Source organism: Streptosporangium brasiliense, from assembly GCF_030811595.1.
Classification (GTDB): Bacteria; Actinomycetota; Actinomycetes; order Streptosporangiales; family Streptosporangiaceae; genus Streptosporangium; species Streptosporangium brasiliense.
Map to the genome: position 1 here is coordinate 7,053,531 of NZ_JAUSRB010000002.1, position 13,396 is coordinate 7,066,926.

At 69.5% G+C, this 13,396-nt stretch carries 18 protein-coding genes; 12 read left to right on the plus strand and 6 right to left on the minus strand.

Annotated elements, in window-relative coordinates:
* The first annotated feature begins 60 nt into the window (after positions 1-60).
* Genes J2S55_RS41020 through J2S55_RS41035 form a run of 4 tightly spaced genes read left to right on the plus strand, consistent with a single transcriptional unit; the run spans position 61 to position 3,576 of the window.
* Positions 61-582: a hypothetical protein gene (locus J2S55_RS41020; protein WP_306872434.1), complete on the plus strand. Its 522-nt coding sequence runs from the start codon at positions 61-63 to the stop codon at positions 580-582.
* The gene (locus tag J2S55_RS41025; RefSeq protein WP_306872438.1) at positions 579-1,646 is read left to right on the plus strand and encodes a peptidoglycan-binding protein; all 1,068 of its coding nucleotides are present in this window, start codon (positions 579-581) and stop codon (positions 1,644-1,646) included. Before J2S55_RS41020 ends, J2S55_RS41025 begins: the two co-directional genes overlap by 4 nt.
* The gene (locus J2S55_RS41030) at positions 1,643-2,374 is read left to right on the plus strand and encodes an ABC transporter ATP-binding protein (protein ID WP_306872441.1); all 732 of its coding nucleotides are present in this window, start codon (positions 1,643-1,645) and stop codon (positions 2,372-2,374) included. Before J2S55_RS41025 ends, J2S55_RS41030 begins: the two co-directional genes overlap by 4 nt.
* On the plus strand, positions 2,371-3,576 hold the full coding sequence (locus tag J2S55_RS41035) for an ABC transporter permease (RefSeq protein ID WP_306872446.1): 1,206 nt from the start codon (positions 2,371-2,373) through the stop codon (positions 3,574-3,576). The genes J2S55_RS41030 and J2S55_RS41035 overlap by 4 nt, the downstream gene beginning before the upstream one ends.
* Here J2S55_RS41035 and J2S55_RS48510 read toward each other — a convergent pair.
* Together J2S55_RS48510 and J2S55_RS41040 are read right to left on the minus strand one after the other, a co-directional pair.
* Entirely contained in the window at positions 3,497-3,871 is a 375-nt protein-coding gene (locus J2S55_RS48510) for a helix-turn-helix domain-containing protein (protein ID WP_370879752.1), read from the minus strand. The genes J2S55_RS41035 and J2S55_RS48510 overlap by 80 nt on opposite strands.
* 60 nt (positions 3,872-3,931) lie before the next feature.
* On the minus strand, positions 3,932-4,561 hold the full coding sequence (locus J2S55_RS41040) for an NTF2-like N-terminal transpeptidase domain-containing protein (protein WP_306872448.1): 630 nt from the start codon (positions 4,559-4,561) through the stop codon (positions 3,932-3,934).
* A 295-nt stretch (positions 4,562-4,856) separates the two neighbouring features.
* Here J2S55_RS41040 and sigJ point away from each other — a divergent pair, with 295 nt between their 5' ends.
* Positions 4,857-5,729 carry an RNA polymerase sigma factor SigJ gene (gene sigJ, locus J2S55_RS41045; RefSeq protein WP_306872451.1) on the plus strand — a complete coding sequence of 291 codons (873 nt, stop codon included), beginning with the start codon at positions 4,857-4,859 and terminating at the stop codon, positions 5,727-5,729.
* A 65-nt stretch (positions 5,730-5,794) separates the two neighbouring features.
* Entirely contained in the window at positions 5,795-6,961 is a 1,167-nt protein-coding gene (locus tag J2S55_RS41050) for an NAD(P)/FAD-dependent oxidoreductase (RefSeq protein ID WP_306872455.1), read from the plus strand.
* Positions 6,962-7,219: 258 nt separating this feature from the next.
* Here the strand turns inward: J2S55_RS41050 and J2S55_RS41055 are convergent, their stop codons facing one another.
* Positions 7,220-7,405, minus strand: coding sequence for a transcriptional regulator (locus J2S55_RS41055; RefSeq protein WP_370879753.1), 186 nt, complete (start codon positions 7,403-7,405; stop codon positions 7,220-7,222).
* A 165-nt stretch (positions 7,406-7,570) separates the two neighbouring features.
* On the opposite strand from J2S55_RS41055, the gene J2S55_RS41060 reads away from it, so the two are divergent.
* From J2S55_RS41060 to J2S55_RS41075, 4 genes are all read left to right on the plus strand, one after another.
* On the plus strand, positions 7,571-8,755 hold the full coding sequence (locus J2S55_RS41060) for an alpha/beta hydrolase family protein (protein ID WP_306872458.1): 1,185 nt from the start codon (positions 7,571-7,573) through the stop codon (positions 8,753-8,755).
* 70 nt (positions 8,756-8,825) lie between these two features.
* Positions 8,826-9,176 carry a phosphotransferase gene (locus J2S55_RS41065; protein WP_306872460.1) on the plus strand — a complete coding sequence of 117 codons (351 nt, stop codon included), beginning with the start codon at positions 8,826-8,828 and terminating at the stop codon, positions 9,174-9,176.
* 9 nt (positions 9,177-9,185) lie between these two features.
* A complete protein-coding gene (locus J2S55_RS41070; protein ID WP_306872462.1) occupies positions 9,186-9,320 on the plus strand; it encodes a hypothetical protein in 135 nt (44 codons plus the stop codon).
* A 282-nt stretch (positions 9,321-9,602) separates the two neighbouring features.
* The gene (locus tag J2S55_RS41075; RefSeq protein WP_306872465.1) at positions 9,603-9,770 is read left to right on the plus strand and encodes a hypothetical protein; all 168 of its coding nucleotides are present in this window, start codon (positions 9,603-9,605) and stop codon (positions 9,768-9,770) included.
* A gap of 178 nt (positions 9,771-9,948) precedes the next feature.
* Here J2S55_RS41075 and J2S55_RS41080 read toward each other — a convergent pair whose 3' ends face one another.
* Positions 9,949-10,719, minus strand: a complete 771-nt coding sequence (locus J2S55_RS41080) for an alpha/beta fold hydrolase (protein WP_306872468.1) — start codon at positions 10,717-10,719, stop codon at positions 9,949-9,951.
* Between the two features lie 57 nt (positions 10,720-10,776).
* Here J2S55_RS41080 and J2S55_RS41085 point away from each other — a divergent pair, with 57 nt between their 5' ends.
* Positions 10,777-11,391 carry a TetR/AcrR family transcriptional regulator C-terminal domain-containing protein gene (locus J2S55_RS41085; RefSeq protein ID WP_306872471.1) on the plus strand — a complete coding sequence of 205 codons (615 nt, stop codon included), beginning with the start codon at positions 10,777-10,779 and terminating at the stop codon, positions 11,389-11,391.
* 110 nt (positions 11,392-11,501) lie between these two features.
* On the plus strand, positions 11,502-12,008 hold the full coding sequence (locus J2S55_RS41090; protein ID WP_306875821.1) for a tetratricopeptide repeat protein: 507 nt from the start codon (positions 11,502-11,504) through the stop codon (positions 12,006-12,008).
* Here J2S55_RS41090 and J2S55_RS41095 read toward each other — a convergent pair.
* The gene (locus J2S55_RS41095) at positions 12,005-12,391 is read right to left on the minus strand and encodes a hypothetical protein (RefSeq protein ID WP_306872473.1); all 387 of its coding nucleotides are present in this window, start codon (positions 12,389-12,391) and stop codon (positions 12,005-12,007) included. The two genes, J2S55_RS41090 and J2S55_RS41095, sit on opposite strands and share 4 nt — an antisense overlap.
* Positions 12,327-12,911, minus strand: a complete 585-nt coding sequence (locus J2S55_RS48515) for a helix-turn-helix domain-containing protein (RefSeq protein ID WP_442480494.1) — start codon at positions 12,909-12,911, stop codon at positions 12,327-12,329. The genes J2S55_RS41095 and J2S55_RS48515 overlap by 65 nt, the downstream gene beginning before the upstream one ends.
* Positions 12,912-13,396: the final 485 nt, after the last annotated feature.

The following is a 13,396-nucleotide window of genomic DNA, read 5'->3' on the forward strand; positions in this document are numbered from 1 at the left end:
ATCACGTGGTACCGGCGCGGCGCCCGCCGCCGCGCACCCCTGTCCGCGAGGAGAAACACAATGAGGAACCACAGGCTCCCCCTGGTCCTGGCATCCGGTCTCGCCGCCCTGGCCATGCTCACCACCGCTTGCTCCCCGTCGTCCGGATCGGACGACGGAGCGAAGGAGACGGTCACGACGGGCGGTAACGGAGCGGGCGACAGCGGAGCGGGCGACAGTGCGGCCGCCGACAAGGCGCAGGCCCTGCGTTCCTGCCTGCGCGGCAAGGGCATGGACGTGCCCGACCTGAAGCCGGGCGCGAACCCGTACGCCGAGGTGCTCAACCAGCCCGCCGGAGTCTCTCCGGAGAAGTGGAAGCAGGCGCTCGACGAGTGTGGCAGCGGAGGCAGTGGGGGCCACAGCGACTCAGGCAGCCAGCAGTCGCTGGACCAGCAGGTCAAGATCGCGGAGTGTGTGCGCGCGAAGGGCTTCGACATGCCCGACCCCAAGGCGGGGCCGGACGGGGCGAACAGCGGTTTCAAGCTCCCGCAGGGGGCTGACCCGGAGAAGTTCATGAAGGCGCTGAACGAGTGCGCCGCATGAGGGGCCGCACCATAGCCGTCACCGTGGCGGCGGTCGCGGCCGTGACGGGTGGCGGCTTCGCCGTCACGGGCCTGGTCGACCAGTCGGACGCCAAGGGCTCCGGGCAGCAGCAGACCGAGCTGCCACCGGCCACCGCGCCGATCACCGAGGGCGACCTGGTCAGCAGCACCAGCGTGGACGGCACTCTGGGCTACAACAAGGAGAGCAAGGTCAACTCGGGTGCGGCCGGCACGGTGACCTGGATCAGTGCCGCCGGTGCCAAGATCAGGCGGGACGACCGGCTCTACGCCGTCGACGGCAAGAGCGTACGGCTGATGTATGGAACCGAGCCCATGTACCGGTCGCTCAGGAGCGGGAACTCGGGCAACGACGTCCGGCAGCTGAAGCGGAACCTGCGGGCGCTCGGGTACGGCAGCGGCCTCGTCGCCGACAACAAGTTCACGCCCGGCACGGCCGACGCGGTCAAGCGGTGGCAGCGGGCGCACGGGCTGGAGGAGACCGGCGAGACCGGTCCCGACCAGATCGCGTTCGCGCCCGGTGCGGTGCGGGTGCAGAGCGCGAACGCGGCGGTCGGCGACCGGACCGCGCTCGGGCAGAGGTTGCTCACCACCACCGGCTCGGGCCGGGTCGTACGGTTGCAGGTGAAGGTGGCGCAGGCGGCGCTGGCCAAGGTCGGCAAGAAAGTGCAGGTGCAGTTGCCTGACGGGACCAGGACACGCGGCACCGTCTCCTCGGTCGGGTCCACCGCGAAGTCCGGCGACGACCCCAACGACAAGACCCCCCGGATCGCCGTCGTGGTCACGTTCGGTGACCCCGGCAAGGTCAAGGGCTTCGACAAGTCGCCCGCCACTGTGCGGCTCAAGGGCGAGACCCGCAAGAACGTGCTGAGTGTGCCGGTCGGGGCGCTGCTCGCGCTGGACGACGGTTCGTTCGGGGTGCAGGTCGTCGAGAACGGCAAGGCCCGCGAGGTGAAGGTGAAGCTCGGCATGTTCGCGCAGGGCCGGGTGGAGATCTCCGGCGACGGGCTGCGGGGCGGCATGCGGGTCGGGGTGCCGTCGACATGAGCACGGCCATCCGAACCGCGCCGCCGGTGGTCGAACTCTCCGCCGTCACCAAGGAGTACCCGGGCGGCGTCACCGCGCTGCGCGGGGTGAACCTGACCATCGAGCGGGGTGAACTCCTCGCGATCGTCGGGCCCTCGGGGTCGGGCAAGTCCACGCTGCTCCACATCGTCGGCACCCTCGACCTGCCGACGGCCGGGTCCGTGCGGATCGCGGGGTACGACGCGGCTGCGCTCAGCGACCGCAAGCTCTCCGCGCTGCGGGCCCAGCACATCGGGTTCGTCTTCCAGGCGTTCCACCTGGTGCCAGGCATGAGCGCCCAGGACAACGTGGCCGAAGGGCTGCTGTACTCCGGGCTGCCGCGCGCCGAACGCCGCAAGAGGGCGGGCGAGGCACTCGAACGGGTGGGGCTCGGCGAGCGGTTGAAGCACCGGCCTCACGAACTGTCCGGCGGGCAGAAGCAGCGGGTCGCCATCGCAAGGGCGGTTGTCGGCGAGCCCGATCTGCTGCTCGCGGACGAGCCGACGGGCGCGCTCGACTCGGCGTCCGGCGAGGCCGTCATGGAGCTGCTCCATGAACTCAACAAGGAGGGCGCCACCATCGCTGTCATCACTCACGACACGGAGATCGCCGAGATGCTGCCCCGCCGGGTCAGGATCCGCGACGGCCTGGTCGTCGAGGACGCCGGCAACCCCGTGGTGGCTTCCCTCTTGAGGGAGGACGCCCGGTGAGCGGGCGGCGGCCGGCCCTGAAGCCGGCCAGGCTGACACCCCGGGACGTGCTGCACACCGGCTCGGCCGGGATGCGGAACCGCCCGATGCGGGTGGTGCTGTCTGCCTTGGGCATCGCGATCGGCATCGCCACGATGATCGCGGTGGTGGGAATCTCCGCGTCCAGCAAGGAGCAGCTTCTCCAGGAACTCGACAGGTTGGGTACCAACATGCTCGTCATCACCCCGGGCGAGGATCTCCTGACAGGGAAGAAAGTACCGCTGGCCGAGGACGCGGCGGGCCGGGTGGCGCGGATCGACGGTGTGGAACATGTCGGCGCCACCGGTCAGCTCCCCTTCTCCGTAAGGCGTTCGGACAAGATCTCCGGCGACATCACCGGCGGTATCGCGGTCCAGGCCGCGAGCGGGGACCTGCTCACCACCCTGCGGGCTCGCATGATGAGCGGCACCTGGCTGAACGGCGCCACCGGCAAGTACCCGTCCGTCGTCCTGGGCGATGTGGCCGCCAAGCGCCTCGGCATCACTGCGGCCGGCCAGCAGGTCTACATCAACGGGCAGTACTTCACCGTGCTCGGCATCATCGGCCCGTTGCCGCTGGCCCCCGACATCGCCCGCTCCGCGCTGGTCGGCTGGGACGTGGCCCGCTCCCAACTCGGCTTCGACGGCCACCCCACGACCGTCTACGAGCGCTCTGCCGACGTGAGGGTCGACGCCGTCCACGCCCTGATCCCGCGCTCGGTCGACCCGCAGACCCCGCACAATGTCAACGTCAGCGACCCCTCGTCCGGACTCCAGGCCAAGGCCGCCGTGGAGGGAGCCTTCAGCAACCTGCTGCCCGGCCTTGGAGGAGTGGCACTCCTGGTGGGCGGCGTGGGTGTCGCCAACACCATGATCATCTCGGTTCTCGAGCGTCGTTACGAGATCGGGCTCAGGCGCTCGATCGGCGCCACCCGCGGCCAGATAAGGAGCCAGTTCATCACCGAGTCGCTGCTGCTGTCCGGGCTCGGCGGCGCCGCCGGCATCGTCCTGGGTGCCGCCGCCACCGGCGTCTACGCGGCGAGCAGTGGCATCCCCTGGGTGATCCCGCTGTGGGCGGTCGGCGGGGGCTTGGCCGCCACGCTGGTCATCGGCACGGTCGCCGGCCTCTATCCCGCGGTCCGCGCTTCCCGCCTCTCCCCCACCCTGGCGCTGCACGCGAGCTGACAGGCCGCGCCCTGAAGTGTCCGCGCGTATCCCCTCCAAAGCCCGCGTACGCGCGGTCCCTGCGGGCCGGCAGTGCCTGGAGCCCTGCTTCGGTCCGGGTCTTGCGCCGGCGCTGGACCGAGCGCACGCTGACCCGTAGCCGTTTGGCGATCACGGGATTGGGCTGTCGTCGGGCGGACAGTTCCGCTGCCTGTAGGCGGAGCTGTCCGCGAAAGGTCCGGCGTTCGGCAAAGGTCCGGCGTTCGGCAAAGGTCCGGCGTTCGGCGGTCAGGCCACCGCCTTGCGCGTACTGCATGAATCCGACATATCCGGCGCCCTGTCGTCGTCAGCCCTCGACGGCACCACACCTACAAGCTCAGTAACCGGTGACCCCGGGTTGGGCCGAGTCGGCCAGGATTGCCGCCAGTTTGAGGCCTTCGTCGGCGAAGAGCCGTCCTGCCTGCTCTCCTCTGGCCCGCGTTTCCAGGAGGACAAGCCGGGAGGAGCCATCGCGTTGGGGTACGACGCGGATTTGCCGTACCTCGCTGGAGCCGATCTCCTGCAGTCCGGGGTGGATCGCGCTCGGTGACCAGGCAACTTTCCAGGCGCGGTCAAAATCGATGATCTCCAGCTGTCCGTCATAGGTATAGGGGACCGGGCCGTCGAGGGTGACGGAGAACGTGGCGTGGTAGGTGGCGGCCTCCCCGAAATTCAGGTTGGCCTTGGGGCGGACGCGGATCCTCCGGATGGTTGTCTGCTTGGCCTGGGAGCCCTTGGTGAAGGCGTCATAAACGCCGTCGAAGTCTCGGGGCGGTTCCAGCACCTGGGCTTTCATGGCGGGTAGGTCGCCGCGTTGCCAGGCCGTCAGGAACGCGGTCGCCGTCTGCTGGGGCGAGCCTTCGGTGCGCAACGTCAGGTAGACGGCAGTACCTGAACCGAGGATGGCGGCCAGGGCTACGGCGACGGTGATCCTTGTCCGTCGCCGGCGGAGAGGAAGCGCGGGCATACCGGGCGACTCTATCGGCTGGGCCGCAACACGTGATTCACAAGCCTTGACCAGGGCTCCCGGGACCCCGTTATCGGAGCGCGTACTGTCGCCACTTGCCGTTCTGACGCGGGCGGCGTGGTCAGGCCCCGTCTCCATTCACAAGGACTCGCCCTCGCCGGAGGTCTCGGTGGGGTCGGCGAGGCCGACCAGGGGCAGCGCTTGGTGGGCATACGCCTGGTCGCGGCGGCCCAGGTGACGTCGAGACCCTAGAATCGGCGGCCGAGCACTGATCGAGAAGGGCAGGAGGCCGAGGGTGGAGCCGACCGGTGCGTTGGCGGAGGCCGACTGGCAATCGCATCGCCCCGCCGTATTCGGGGCGGCCTACCGGATCCTCGGCAGTGTGGCCGAGGCCGAGGACGTGACGCAGGAGGTCTGGTTGCGCGCCGCCGCCGCCGACCTGTCCGAGGTGCGCGATTTGCGGGCCTGGCTGGTGACCCTGGCCGCCCGGGCGTCCTACAACGTGCTCAAGTCGGCGCGTGTCCGGCGGGAGTCCTACGTCGGGCCCTGGCTCCCCGAACCGCTGCTGACCGGGCCCGACGCCGCCGCTCAGGTGCTCATGGACGAGTCGGTGAGCACCGCGATGCTGGTGGTCATGGAGACGCTGACTCCGGCCGAGCGCGTCGCGTTGGTGCTGCACGACGTCTTCGACTTCCCGTTCGGCCGGATCGCCGAGGTGCTCGGCAGCACGCCCGCCGCCGGCCGCAAGCTCGCCTCCCGCGCGCGGGCGCGGGTCGCCGCGGTCAAGGAGCGGCCCCGGGCGTCCAGGGCCGAGACCGAACGTCTACTCAAGGCGTTCAAGGCGGCCGCCGACGCGGGAAACATGGCTGAGCTCGTCGAGCTGCTACACCCCGAGGTCGTCTATGTCGCCGACGGCGGCGGCAAGGTGACCGCCGCGCGCAGACCGGTGCAGGGCGCCGAGCCGATCGCCCTGCTGGCGGTCAGGCAGATCGAGATCAGGCGTCCCGACGCGTTCCAGATCATCGAGGTGAACGGGCAGCCGGCCCTGGCGACCTACCGCGGTGGCGAACTGGTCTGGCTCGACACCGTGGAGATCTCCGACGGGCGGATCACGACGTTGCGGAGACTGGCCAATCCCGAGAAGTTTGCCCACATCGGTCACATCTGAACCCGCTGTCTTGTCTCCCTGCCGCCCCCGGATCCCCAGGGGTGAGGCTGAGAGAGGACGAGACGATGGCACACGTTGTGATCATCGGAGGCGGTTTCGCGGGCGTGTGGAGCGCGGCGGGCGCGGCGCTGGCACGCGAGCGCGCGGACGGTGATGCGGACCTGCGCATCACGCTCATCGCGCCGAACGAGCACCTGGTGCTGCGGCCGCGCCTGTACGAGCCGGAGCCGGACCTGGCCAAGGTGGAGCTGCGCAGGATCCTGGGGCCGATCGGCGCCGGGCACCTGCGTGCCTCGGTGAGCACGATCGACACCGACCGCCGCACGCTGGTGGCCGATGGTGAGGAGATCGGCTACGACCGCCTGGTGCTGGCGGCCGGCAGCCGGCTCGTCCGGCCCCACGACCTGCCCGGCGCTGAACGGCTCTTCGACATCGACACCCTCGACGGAGCCCGGCGACTCACCGGCTATCTGCGCCACCGGGAGGACTACACGGCCGTGGTCGTCGGTGCCGGGTTCACCGGTCTGGAGGCCGCGACCGCGCTGGCCGCCCGGGGCCGGGTGCTGCTGGTCGACCGGTCGCAGGTGGTCGCAGCCCAGCTCGGCCCGGGCCCACGTGAGGAGATCGAGGCGGCACTGGACGAGCTGGGCGTCGAACGCCGTCTTGGAACGACGGTGACCGAGGTCGGCGAAGGGCATGCCGTCCTGTCCGACGGCACCAAGGTCGAAGCGGACGCGGTGGTCTGGTCGGTGGGGATGCGGGCCAGCGAGCTCACCCGGCAGATCTGCGACGAGCTCGACCACCTCGGCCGGATACCGGTGGACCGGCGGCTGCGCGCCCTTCCCGAGGTGTTCGCCGCCGGGGACACCGCTGCGGCGGCGTTCGACGCCGAGCACACGGTCATGCAGGCGTGCCAGCACGCCACCCCGCTCGGCAAGGTCGCCGGGTACAACGCAGCGGCCGACCTGCTCGGTGTGCCGCTGCGTGACTTCACCCCCGGCCCGTACGTCACCTGCCTGGACCTGGGCGGTGCCGGTGGGATCTTCACCCGGGGCTGGGACCGAAGGGTGATGGCCTCGGGCACCGACGGCAAGGAGATCAAGACGCGGATCAACCAGGCAATCCACCCGCCGGTCGACGACGCGGAGAAGATCCTCGCCGCCGCCGACCGCGTCCACATCGAGCTCCCCTTCTTCCCCCGCGACGAGGAGAAGACCACTCCCGCCGCCTGAACCCCGCCCTCCTCCGGAACGCGGCGGACCACTGCCGCCGCGTTCCCCGCACTCCCGCCACGGCCGGCCGAACTCGCCGCCCAGCTGTTCACCGGCCCCATCCGCGGCACCGAACCACGAGCCTGACCCGCTGACGCCACTGCCCGTCCGGTTGCTGCTCAAGCCCCGTGACCGGGTGGTGTTCAGCGGCATCGACCCCCAGGCCAAGACCCTGTACTGGGCATCGGCGACACACATCAACGGCCCCGGAGCCCTGGCTCAGACACCGCTCGCCGGTTGCGCCGCCCGCTGGGGCTGGGCCAGGTGCTGCAGCAGCCGTACGGTCACCGACGGCGACACCAGCGCGTCATTTACCGCGGCCGCCCGGACGGCCTCGATGAGCAGCGTGGGCCCGCTGTCCTTGAGCGGGAACCCGGTGGCGCCGGAGCGCAGGGCTCCGTCCATTTGCCGGTCGTCGGCAATAAGGAGCCGAGTAGTCACGGTTGCTGCTCGTCGGTGATGAGGACCCGAGTAGTCACGGCCCCAACTCCAGAGATCAACCGTTCGGCCGAGGGGGTTATGGACTCGCGGCCGATGCCGGCGCCGATCCGGGACCGCAAGATCAACCCCATGGCACACGACAACCCCTACCCCGCGCGGACAAGGCCCGTACTTGTGGCCGCCGTCGCGGGACTGCTCACCCTCACGGCCTCCATCGTCTGGGCGCCGGCCCCCGCCACTGCCGCTGCCTCGGCACCCGGCGCGCCGTATCTCCCGAAGCCGACCGGCCCTCACCGGGTCGGCACGACGTCCCTGCACCTGACGGACACCTCCCGCCCCGACCCGTGGGTCCCCGCGGCCAAGACGAGGGAGCTCATGGTCTCCCTGTGGTACCCGACGGCAGCGCGGGCCGGGCGGCGCGCGCCGTACGTCACCCCCAAGGAATCGGAGCTGCTCTTGAAGGGCTCGGGGATCAAGGAACTGGAGAACATACCGCCGGAAGGGCTGAGCCGGACGCGGACGAACGCCTTCACCGACGCCGAGCCGTCGGGACGCCGGCGCAGTCTGCCGCTCGTGGTGCTGTCGCCCGGCTTCACCTGGCCTCGCAGTTCGCTCACGGGGCTGGCCGAGGACCTGGCGAGCAGAGGGTATGTGGTGGCCGGCATCGACCACACCTACGAGAACTTCGCCACCACCTTCCCTGACGGGCGGGTCGCCACCTGCGCCGCCTGCCAGAACGTCAACGACGACGACTTCGGCCAGAAGGTGATCCGGAGCCGGGCGATCGACATCCCCTTCGTGCTCGACCAGTTGACCGGTCCGCGGCCCAGGTGGAAGGGCAGCGCCCTGATCAATCCGGCCCGGATCGCGATGGCGGGCCAGTCCATCGGAGGGGCCGCCGCCCCGGAGACCATGTTGAAGGATTCCCGGGTGCGCGCTGGGATCAACATGGACGGCAGCATGTTCCTCCCGATCCCCAAGAGCGGGCTGGCGCGACCGTTCCTGTTGATGGGCGCCCCCTCAGCCGACAGCACCTGGAAACGGGACTGGGAGCACCTGACCGGGTGGAAACGCTGGCTGGTGGTGAAGGGGGCGCTGCACCCGTCCTTCACCGACTACGACATGCTGCTCCAGCAGCTCGGCGTGGACCTCGGCAGCGGCCTGAAGGGAACCCGCTCGGTGGACATCACCCGTAAGTACGTCGCCGCCTTCTTCGACCTGCACCTGCGCGGCAAGCCGCAGCCCCTGCTGGACAAGCCCTCCCCGCGCTACCCCGAGGTCCAATTCTGCGCGCCGTCGGCCAAGAACTGCTGATGTGAACACCCGCACTCCAGGCCGATGATCATCCATCGGCCTGGGCCCGTGGGAACGGGATCGGCTGGGCATGCCGGCCGACCTCGAACGCGTGTGGGTTGCCTGCACGGCCGGGCCCTCGCTGGTCCACGGCGACATTCGGCCGGACGACCTGCTCATCCGCGACAGCGATGACGCGCTGATGGTCGTTGACTGGGCGCAGCCGTCGATCGGCGCCGCATGGCAGGACGTCGTGGACCTGATCCCGCACATGATCATGGCCGGGCACGCGCCGCTCGATGCGGAGAAAACACTCGTCGGTGTGCCCGCGTGGCACGACCTGCCCGGTCTCTCGGATGGTCACCTCATGCCCGGCGGCCAGGCGTGGCTGGGTGCTGATCGAAGCCGGCCGCCATGGATGTCAGGGATGCGTCGAAGGTGACGGCAGTTCTTGGAAGAGGTTGAGCGCTACCGGCCCACGGTGGAGAACGTGTGGCACGTCGCCCCACGGCAGCAGCGGCTCGTCTGGGCCGAGGTTCCGGAGCCGCTCAAGAGCGCGGTCGGTCACTTCGGAGACTGCCCGTAGCGTGGCGGTTGTCAGCGGGAGATAGTCGTCCTCGGTGCCGGGGTCGGCAGTTCGGGCTCCCGGTGTGACGCGCATGAGCCGGATGCAGCATCGTGCTGGGTCGAGTTGCGAGGCGTCGAGTGTCCAGACCGGGACGTTGCCCATGCGCAGCCCAGCACTTCGCACCGCGTCGAACAACACTGTGGGGTTGAGCGGTGAAAGGAAGACCACGTCGGCCCAGGTGCACTCGAGCGGTATCACTCGTTCACGTAGACAGTGCTCTCGGCCGGTGTACTTGGCGACGTGACGCGCGTGGAGGTCTGGGTAGCGCTCCCGAAGCATTGCCAGCGGCAGGAGCTGGTCACCATGCGGATCCGTGATCATGGCGTGGAAGAGGCGCCCGCGAGCGCGCTGCCGAGTGAGTTCGATGGACATAAAAAAGCGTCGGGCTCGAAGGAGGCCGACGCATGATCAATTATATCCGATGTCCTCCATGGGAACCGCGCTGAGAGATACTTGATCTCGTGCTCCTCTGCCGCACTGGCCTGGCGGCTGAGGACACGCTCGGGAGCCGAGGGCCTATCTGGAGGCCGCCCGGCGCGTGAGCAGCTTCCGCGGCAGCGCTGTCTCCACTCGGGGGCGGATCGTCTCAGTCGACAATCACCTTCTCGGCCAGCTCCCGGATGACGCGGGCAACCGCGGCCGGCTTCTTCAGGTCGGCCCCGTGGTCACATCCGGAGAGCACCACCCGCTCGGCGCGCGGCATCACGCGCTGGACAGCGTCCAGCCGCTCGGCCAGGTTCGCCGGGCTGCGCTCGCCGCCGAGCAGGACCGTGGGGACCTCGATCGCGGCGTAGGCGCCGAGGCGTACACCGAGCCGGTCCATCGCCTCGAGGTCGTCGAGTTGCCTGGGGACGAGGCGGCGGTAGTACGGGATGAGGGCGGCGATCGCGCCGCCGAGCCAGGCCTGCCAGTCCGGCAGTCCGACGGTGTCCCGCATGAAGATCGTCAACGCCTTGCCCGGCTTGCCCGACGCCATCGCCGCGCGAGCCCGCTGAAGCACCTCGCCGCCCTCCCCCGACAGCGGCGGCCCGATCACCGCGGACGGCTCGAAGATCACGGCGCCGGCGAACGAGGACGGCGAGGCCGCCAGGGCCTCCAGTGCGACCACCCCTCCGGAGGAGTGACCGTAGAGAACCACCGGCTTCCCGACGGAGCGTATGAGCGCCAGCACGTCTTCGACCTCCTGCTCGACCTGGACGGGCGCGCCGCGATCCAGCCGGTACTGCCGGCGGTCCAGTCGCAGCACCCGGTAACGGCCGGACAGGATCGCGGCCACTTTCCCGCATCGCCTCCCGTCGGACAGCCCCGGATGGACCATCACGATCGGCGGCCCCTGCCCCTCGTCGTAAGCACGCACCACGCCTCCTCACTTAGCATCGCTAAGGGCTCCACTTAGCGACGCTAAGCTACTCACATGCCCATCGACAAGAGGCCCGGTCTGACCAAGCAGGTGCTGATCGACACCGCGCTTCGGCTGCTCGACGAGGTGGGGCTGGAGGGACTCACGGTGCGCCGACTCGCCGCGGAACTCGGCGTTCAGTCCCCCGCGTTGTACTGGCACATCCGCACCAAGCAGGAACTGCTCGACGGGATGGCCGACGCGATCTGCCGGGCTCCGGGGATGGGCCCGCCCCGTGACGACGAGTCCTGGCAGGACTGGCTCCTGCGCCGCGCCCGGGCCTACCGCACCACGCTTCTGGCCCGGCGCGACGGCGCACGCGTGGTCGCCCACGCCCGTTCACTGAGCCCCGAGACCGTAGCCCTGTTCGAGCAGGAGCTGACAGCCATGGCCGAACGGGGCTTCACACCGGCGCTGGCGCTGCACACGATCGCTTCCCTGACCTACTACGTAAACGGATTCGTCCTGCAGGAGCAGGCGGCAGCGCCGTCGCCGGAATCCCTGGACCGCGCACCGGCCGTGCTGGTGGCTGCCCTGCGTGAGGGCGGCGGGCCGATCGGCGAGGAGGCCTTCGAACACGGCCTGCGGGTTTTCATCGACGGCACCTCCGCTGCGCTGTCACCCGGCTAATGGCCCGTCACCGAACCTCGGCGGGATTGGTGAGGCCATTCTTGTCGTCCTGGGCGCCCTGCCTCTTTGCCCTGCCGCTGCTCGCCAAAAATGCGCTTTAATGCTTGGCTGTGCTCTTCCAAGAAATCAACCAGCTCATCACCTACGACGAGCGGCAACGGATGGTCCCCAGCGATCGCGACAGGCTCACCGCGCTCGTCGACTCGGCCCGTGCTCAAGACCCCACCGACTACACCACGCTGCGCGCGCTGGGGGTCGGGCTGCTGGTTCTGGGCGAGTACGGCGACGCGATCGATCACCTCGACCGTGCGCTCGATCTGGCGGACACGAGCGGCAGGCGGATCGCGGCGTCAATCAATCTGGCCGACGCCTATCGCTACTCAGGCGACGCGGCTGCCTCGGAAACTCTCTGCCGCGAGATGCTCGCCCTGGCGAGAAAAGAGGTACCCGAGATGTTGTACTTCCCGCTCCAGCATCTCGGCAAGACCCTCGCTGACCTGGGTCGCAGACATGAGGCGCGCGAGGTGCTGCACGAGGCCCTGACTTTGCGCATGACCGAAGGCGACCCCGAACTGATCGCCAGAAGCCAAGCGGCCCTGCGACTCCTCGACAACTAGCGATCTTCATGCGGCCTTGGCTGGATAACCGGTCCAACTCCTGATGGGTGAGCCGGCCGCGGAGTTGGTCTTGGGCTGGGCGCGGGTGTTGCGCCAGCGGACGTAAGCGCCGATCGCCGTGTCTTGAGGAAGGACAAGAACTCCCGCCACCGCTTGCGTTTGCGGATGCGGTAGTACAGCTGGCCGGTGGCCAGGTCGAGGGCGGCAATCATGTGCATCACGCCGTAATAGCGGTTGTAGGTGGCCCGCAGCCGCGCCGGACTTCCGGCCGGCCGCCGGCGCTTGCCCTTGCGGGGCATCGGGTTCAGCGGCCCGAACTCATCGACGCAGACCGCCTGCCCCTCGGCGGGCCGTTGATCGTATAACTCCAGCACGCGCTGCATCTTGGCGATGAAGTACGGGTCGTTGGAGGCTTCCAGGCGGTGGTCCGCCAGGCCACCCTGCCCGCGCGCAGGATCCGCCGCAGGTGTTCGCGGCTGTTCGCGGCCACCACGCCTCGAGTGACGAGGTGCTCGGCCAGGGTGGCAGGCTCCAGGTCGACATCCCGGCGATGCCCCACTCGGCCGGGACCGTCTTGGTGATCAAGCAGATGTGCTCACGTACCTGCTCACTGATCGTTCGTGGACGGCCCCCGCCCCATTTTGGGTCCAGCGCCGCAAACCCCCGCTCATTGAAGGCGTGGATGACGTCACGGACGTAGTCGTCACCGACCCGCATTAACGAGGTGCTGTCCGGAACGCTTCGACCTTGGCCGGACATCATCACCACGATCGCCCGCCGCAGTTTCACCGGATCCGCTGCAGCTTGCGGCCTTCCTCCATCGTCAACGGCCGGACGGACACCTCCGGTCGGTGAGCCATGATCACCTCCATGTTGCGGAAGCAGCCAGCCTGACGGCCTCACCGCCCGAGACCAATTACCCGTTCGAGATTCCGAGACGAGCCACTAGCTGGAATGCGGCAGGGGCAGATGGCCGCCGTGCCGGCCGATCGCCGCGGCGAACTGTCCCGGCGCTCCAGGCGCAGCGGCAGGCCGAGGAGCGCGAGGACGCCACCCGCGCCCGCGCGGCAGCGCTGGGCGACCAGCTCACCGAGCAGCGCAGCCGTACCGACACCCTGGCCACCCAGCTCACCTCCGCCCAGGACGACAGCCGCCGGGCCCGCGCCCAGACCGACGCGACGCGCACCGAGCTGGAGGAACTGCGCCGCGCCGGCGACGAGCAGCTGCGCGCCCTGCGCACGCAGCTGGAGGACGCCCGCGCAGGGCGCGGCTACCGCCGCCGGGAGGGGGGTCCCACAACTGATCGCCGACATCGTCCAGGCACACCATCTCCCGCCCGCGCGGACAGGCTTCACCCAGTTGTCCTCATCCGCGGCTGCCGATCAAAC

Coding starts and splice junctions, on each gene's coding strand:
- J2S55_RS48510 (WP_370879752.1), bottom strand. CDS start 3,871: ATGCAGTACGCGCAAGGCGGTGGCCTGACCGCCGAACGCCGGACCTTT.
- J2S55_RS41095 (WP_306872473.1), bottom strand. CDS start 12,391: ATGCAGCGCGTGCTGGAGTTATACGATCAACGGCCCGCCGAGGGGCAG.
- J2S55_RS41065 (WP_306872460.1), top strand. CDS start 8,826: ATGCCGGCCGACCTCGAACGCGTGTGGGTTGCCTGCACGGCCGGGCCC.
- J2S55_RS41060 (WP_306872458.1), top strand. CDS start 7,571: ATGGCACACGACAACCCCTACCCCGCGCGGACAAGGCCCGTACTTGTG.
- J2S55_RS41025 (WP_306872438.1), top strand. CDS start 579: ATGAGGGGCCGCACCATAGCCGTCACCGTGGCGGCGGTCGCGGCCGTG.
- J2S55_RS41020 (WP_306872434.1), top strand. CDS start 61: ATGAGGAACCACAGGCTCCCCCTGGTCCTGGCATCCGGTCTCGCCGCC.
- J2S55_RS41040 (WP_306872448.1), bottom strand. CDS start 4,561: ATGCCCGCGCTTCCTCTCCGCCGGCGACGGACAAGGATCACCGTCGCC.
- J2S55_RS41030 (WP_306872441.1), top strand. CDS start 1,643: ATGAGCACGGCCATCCGAACCGCGCCGCCGGTGGTCGAACTCTCCGCC.
- J2S55_RS41050 (WP_306872455.1), top strand. CDS start 5,795: ATGGCACACGTTGTGATCATCGGAGGCGGTTTCGCGGGCGTGTGGAGC.
- J2S55_RS41055 (WP_370879753.1), bottom strand. CDS start 7,405: ATGGACGGAGCCCTGCGCTCCGGCGCCACCGGGTTCCCGCTCAAGGAC.
- J2S55_RS41085 (WP_306872471.1), top strand. CDS start 10,777: ATGCCCATCGACAAGAGGCCCGGTCTGACCAAGCAGGTGCTGATCGAC.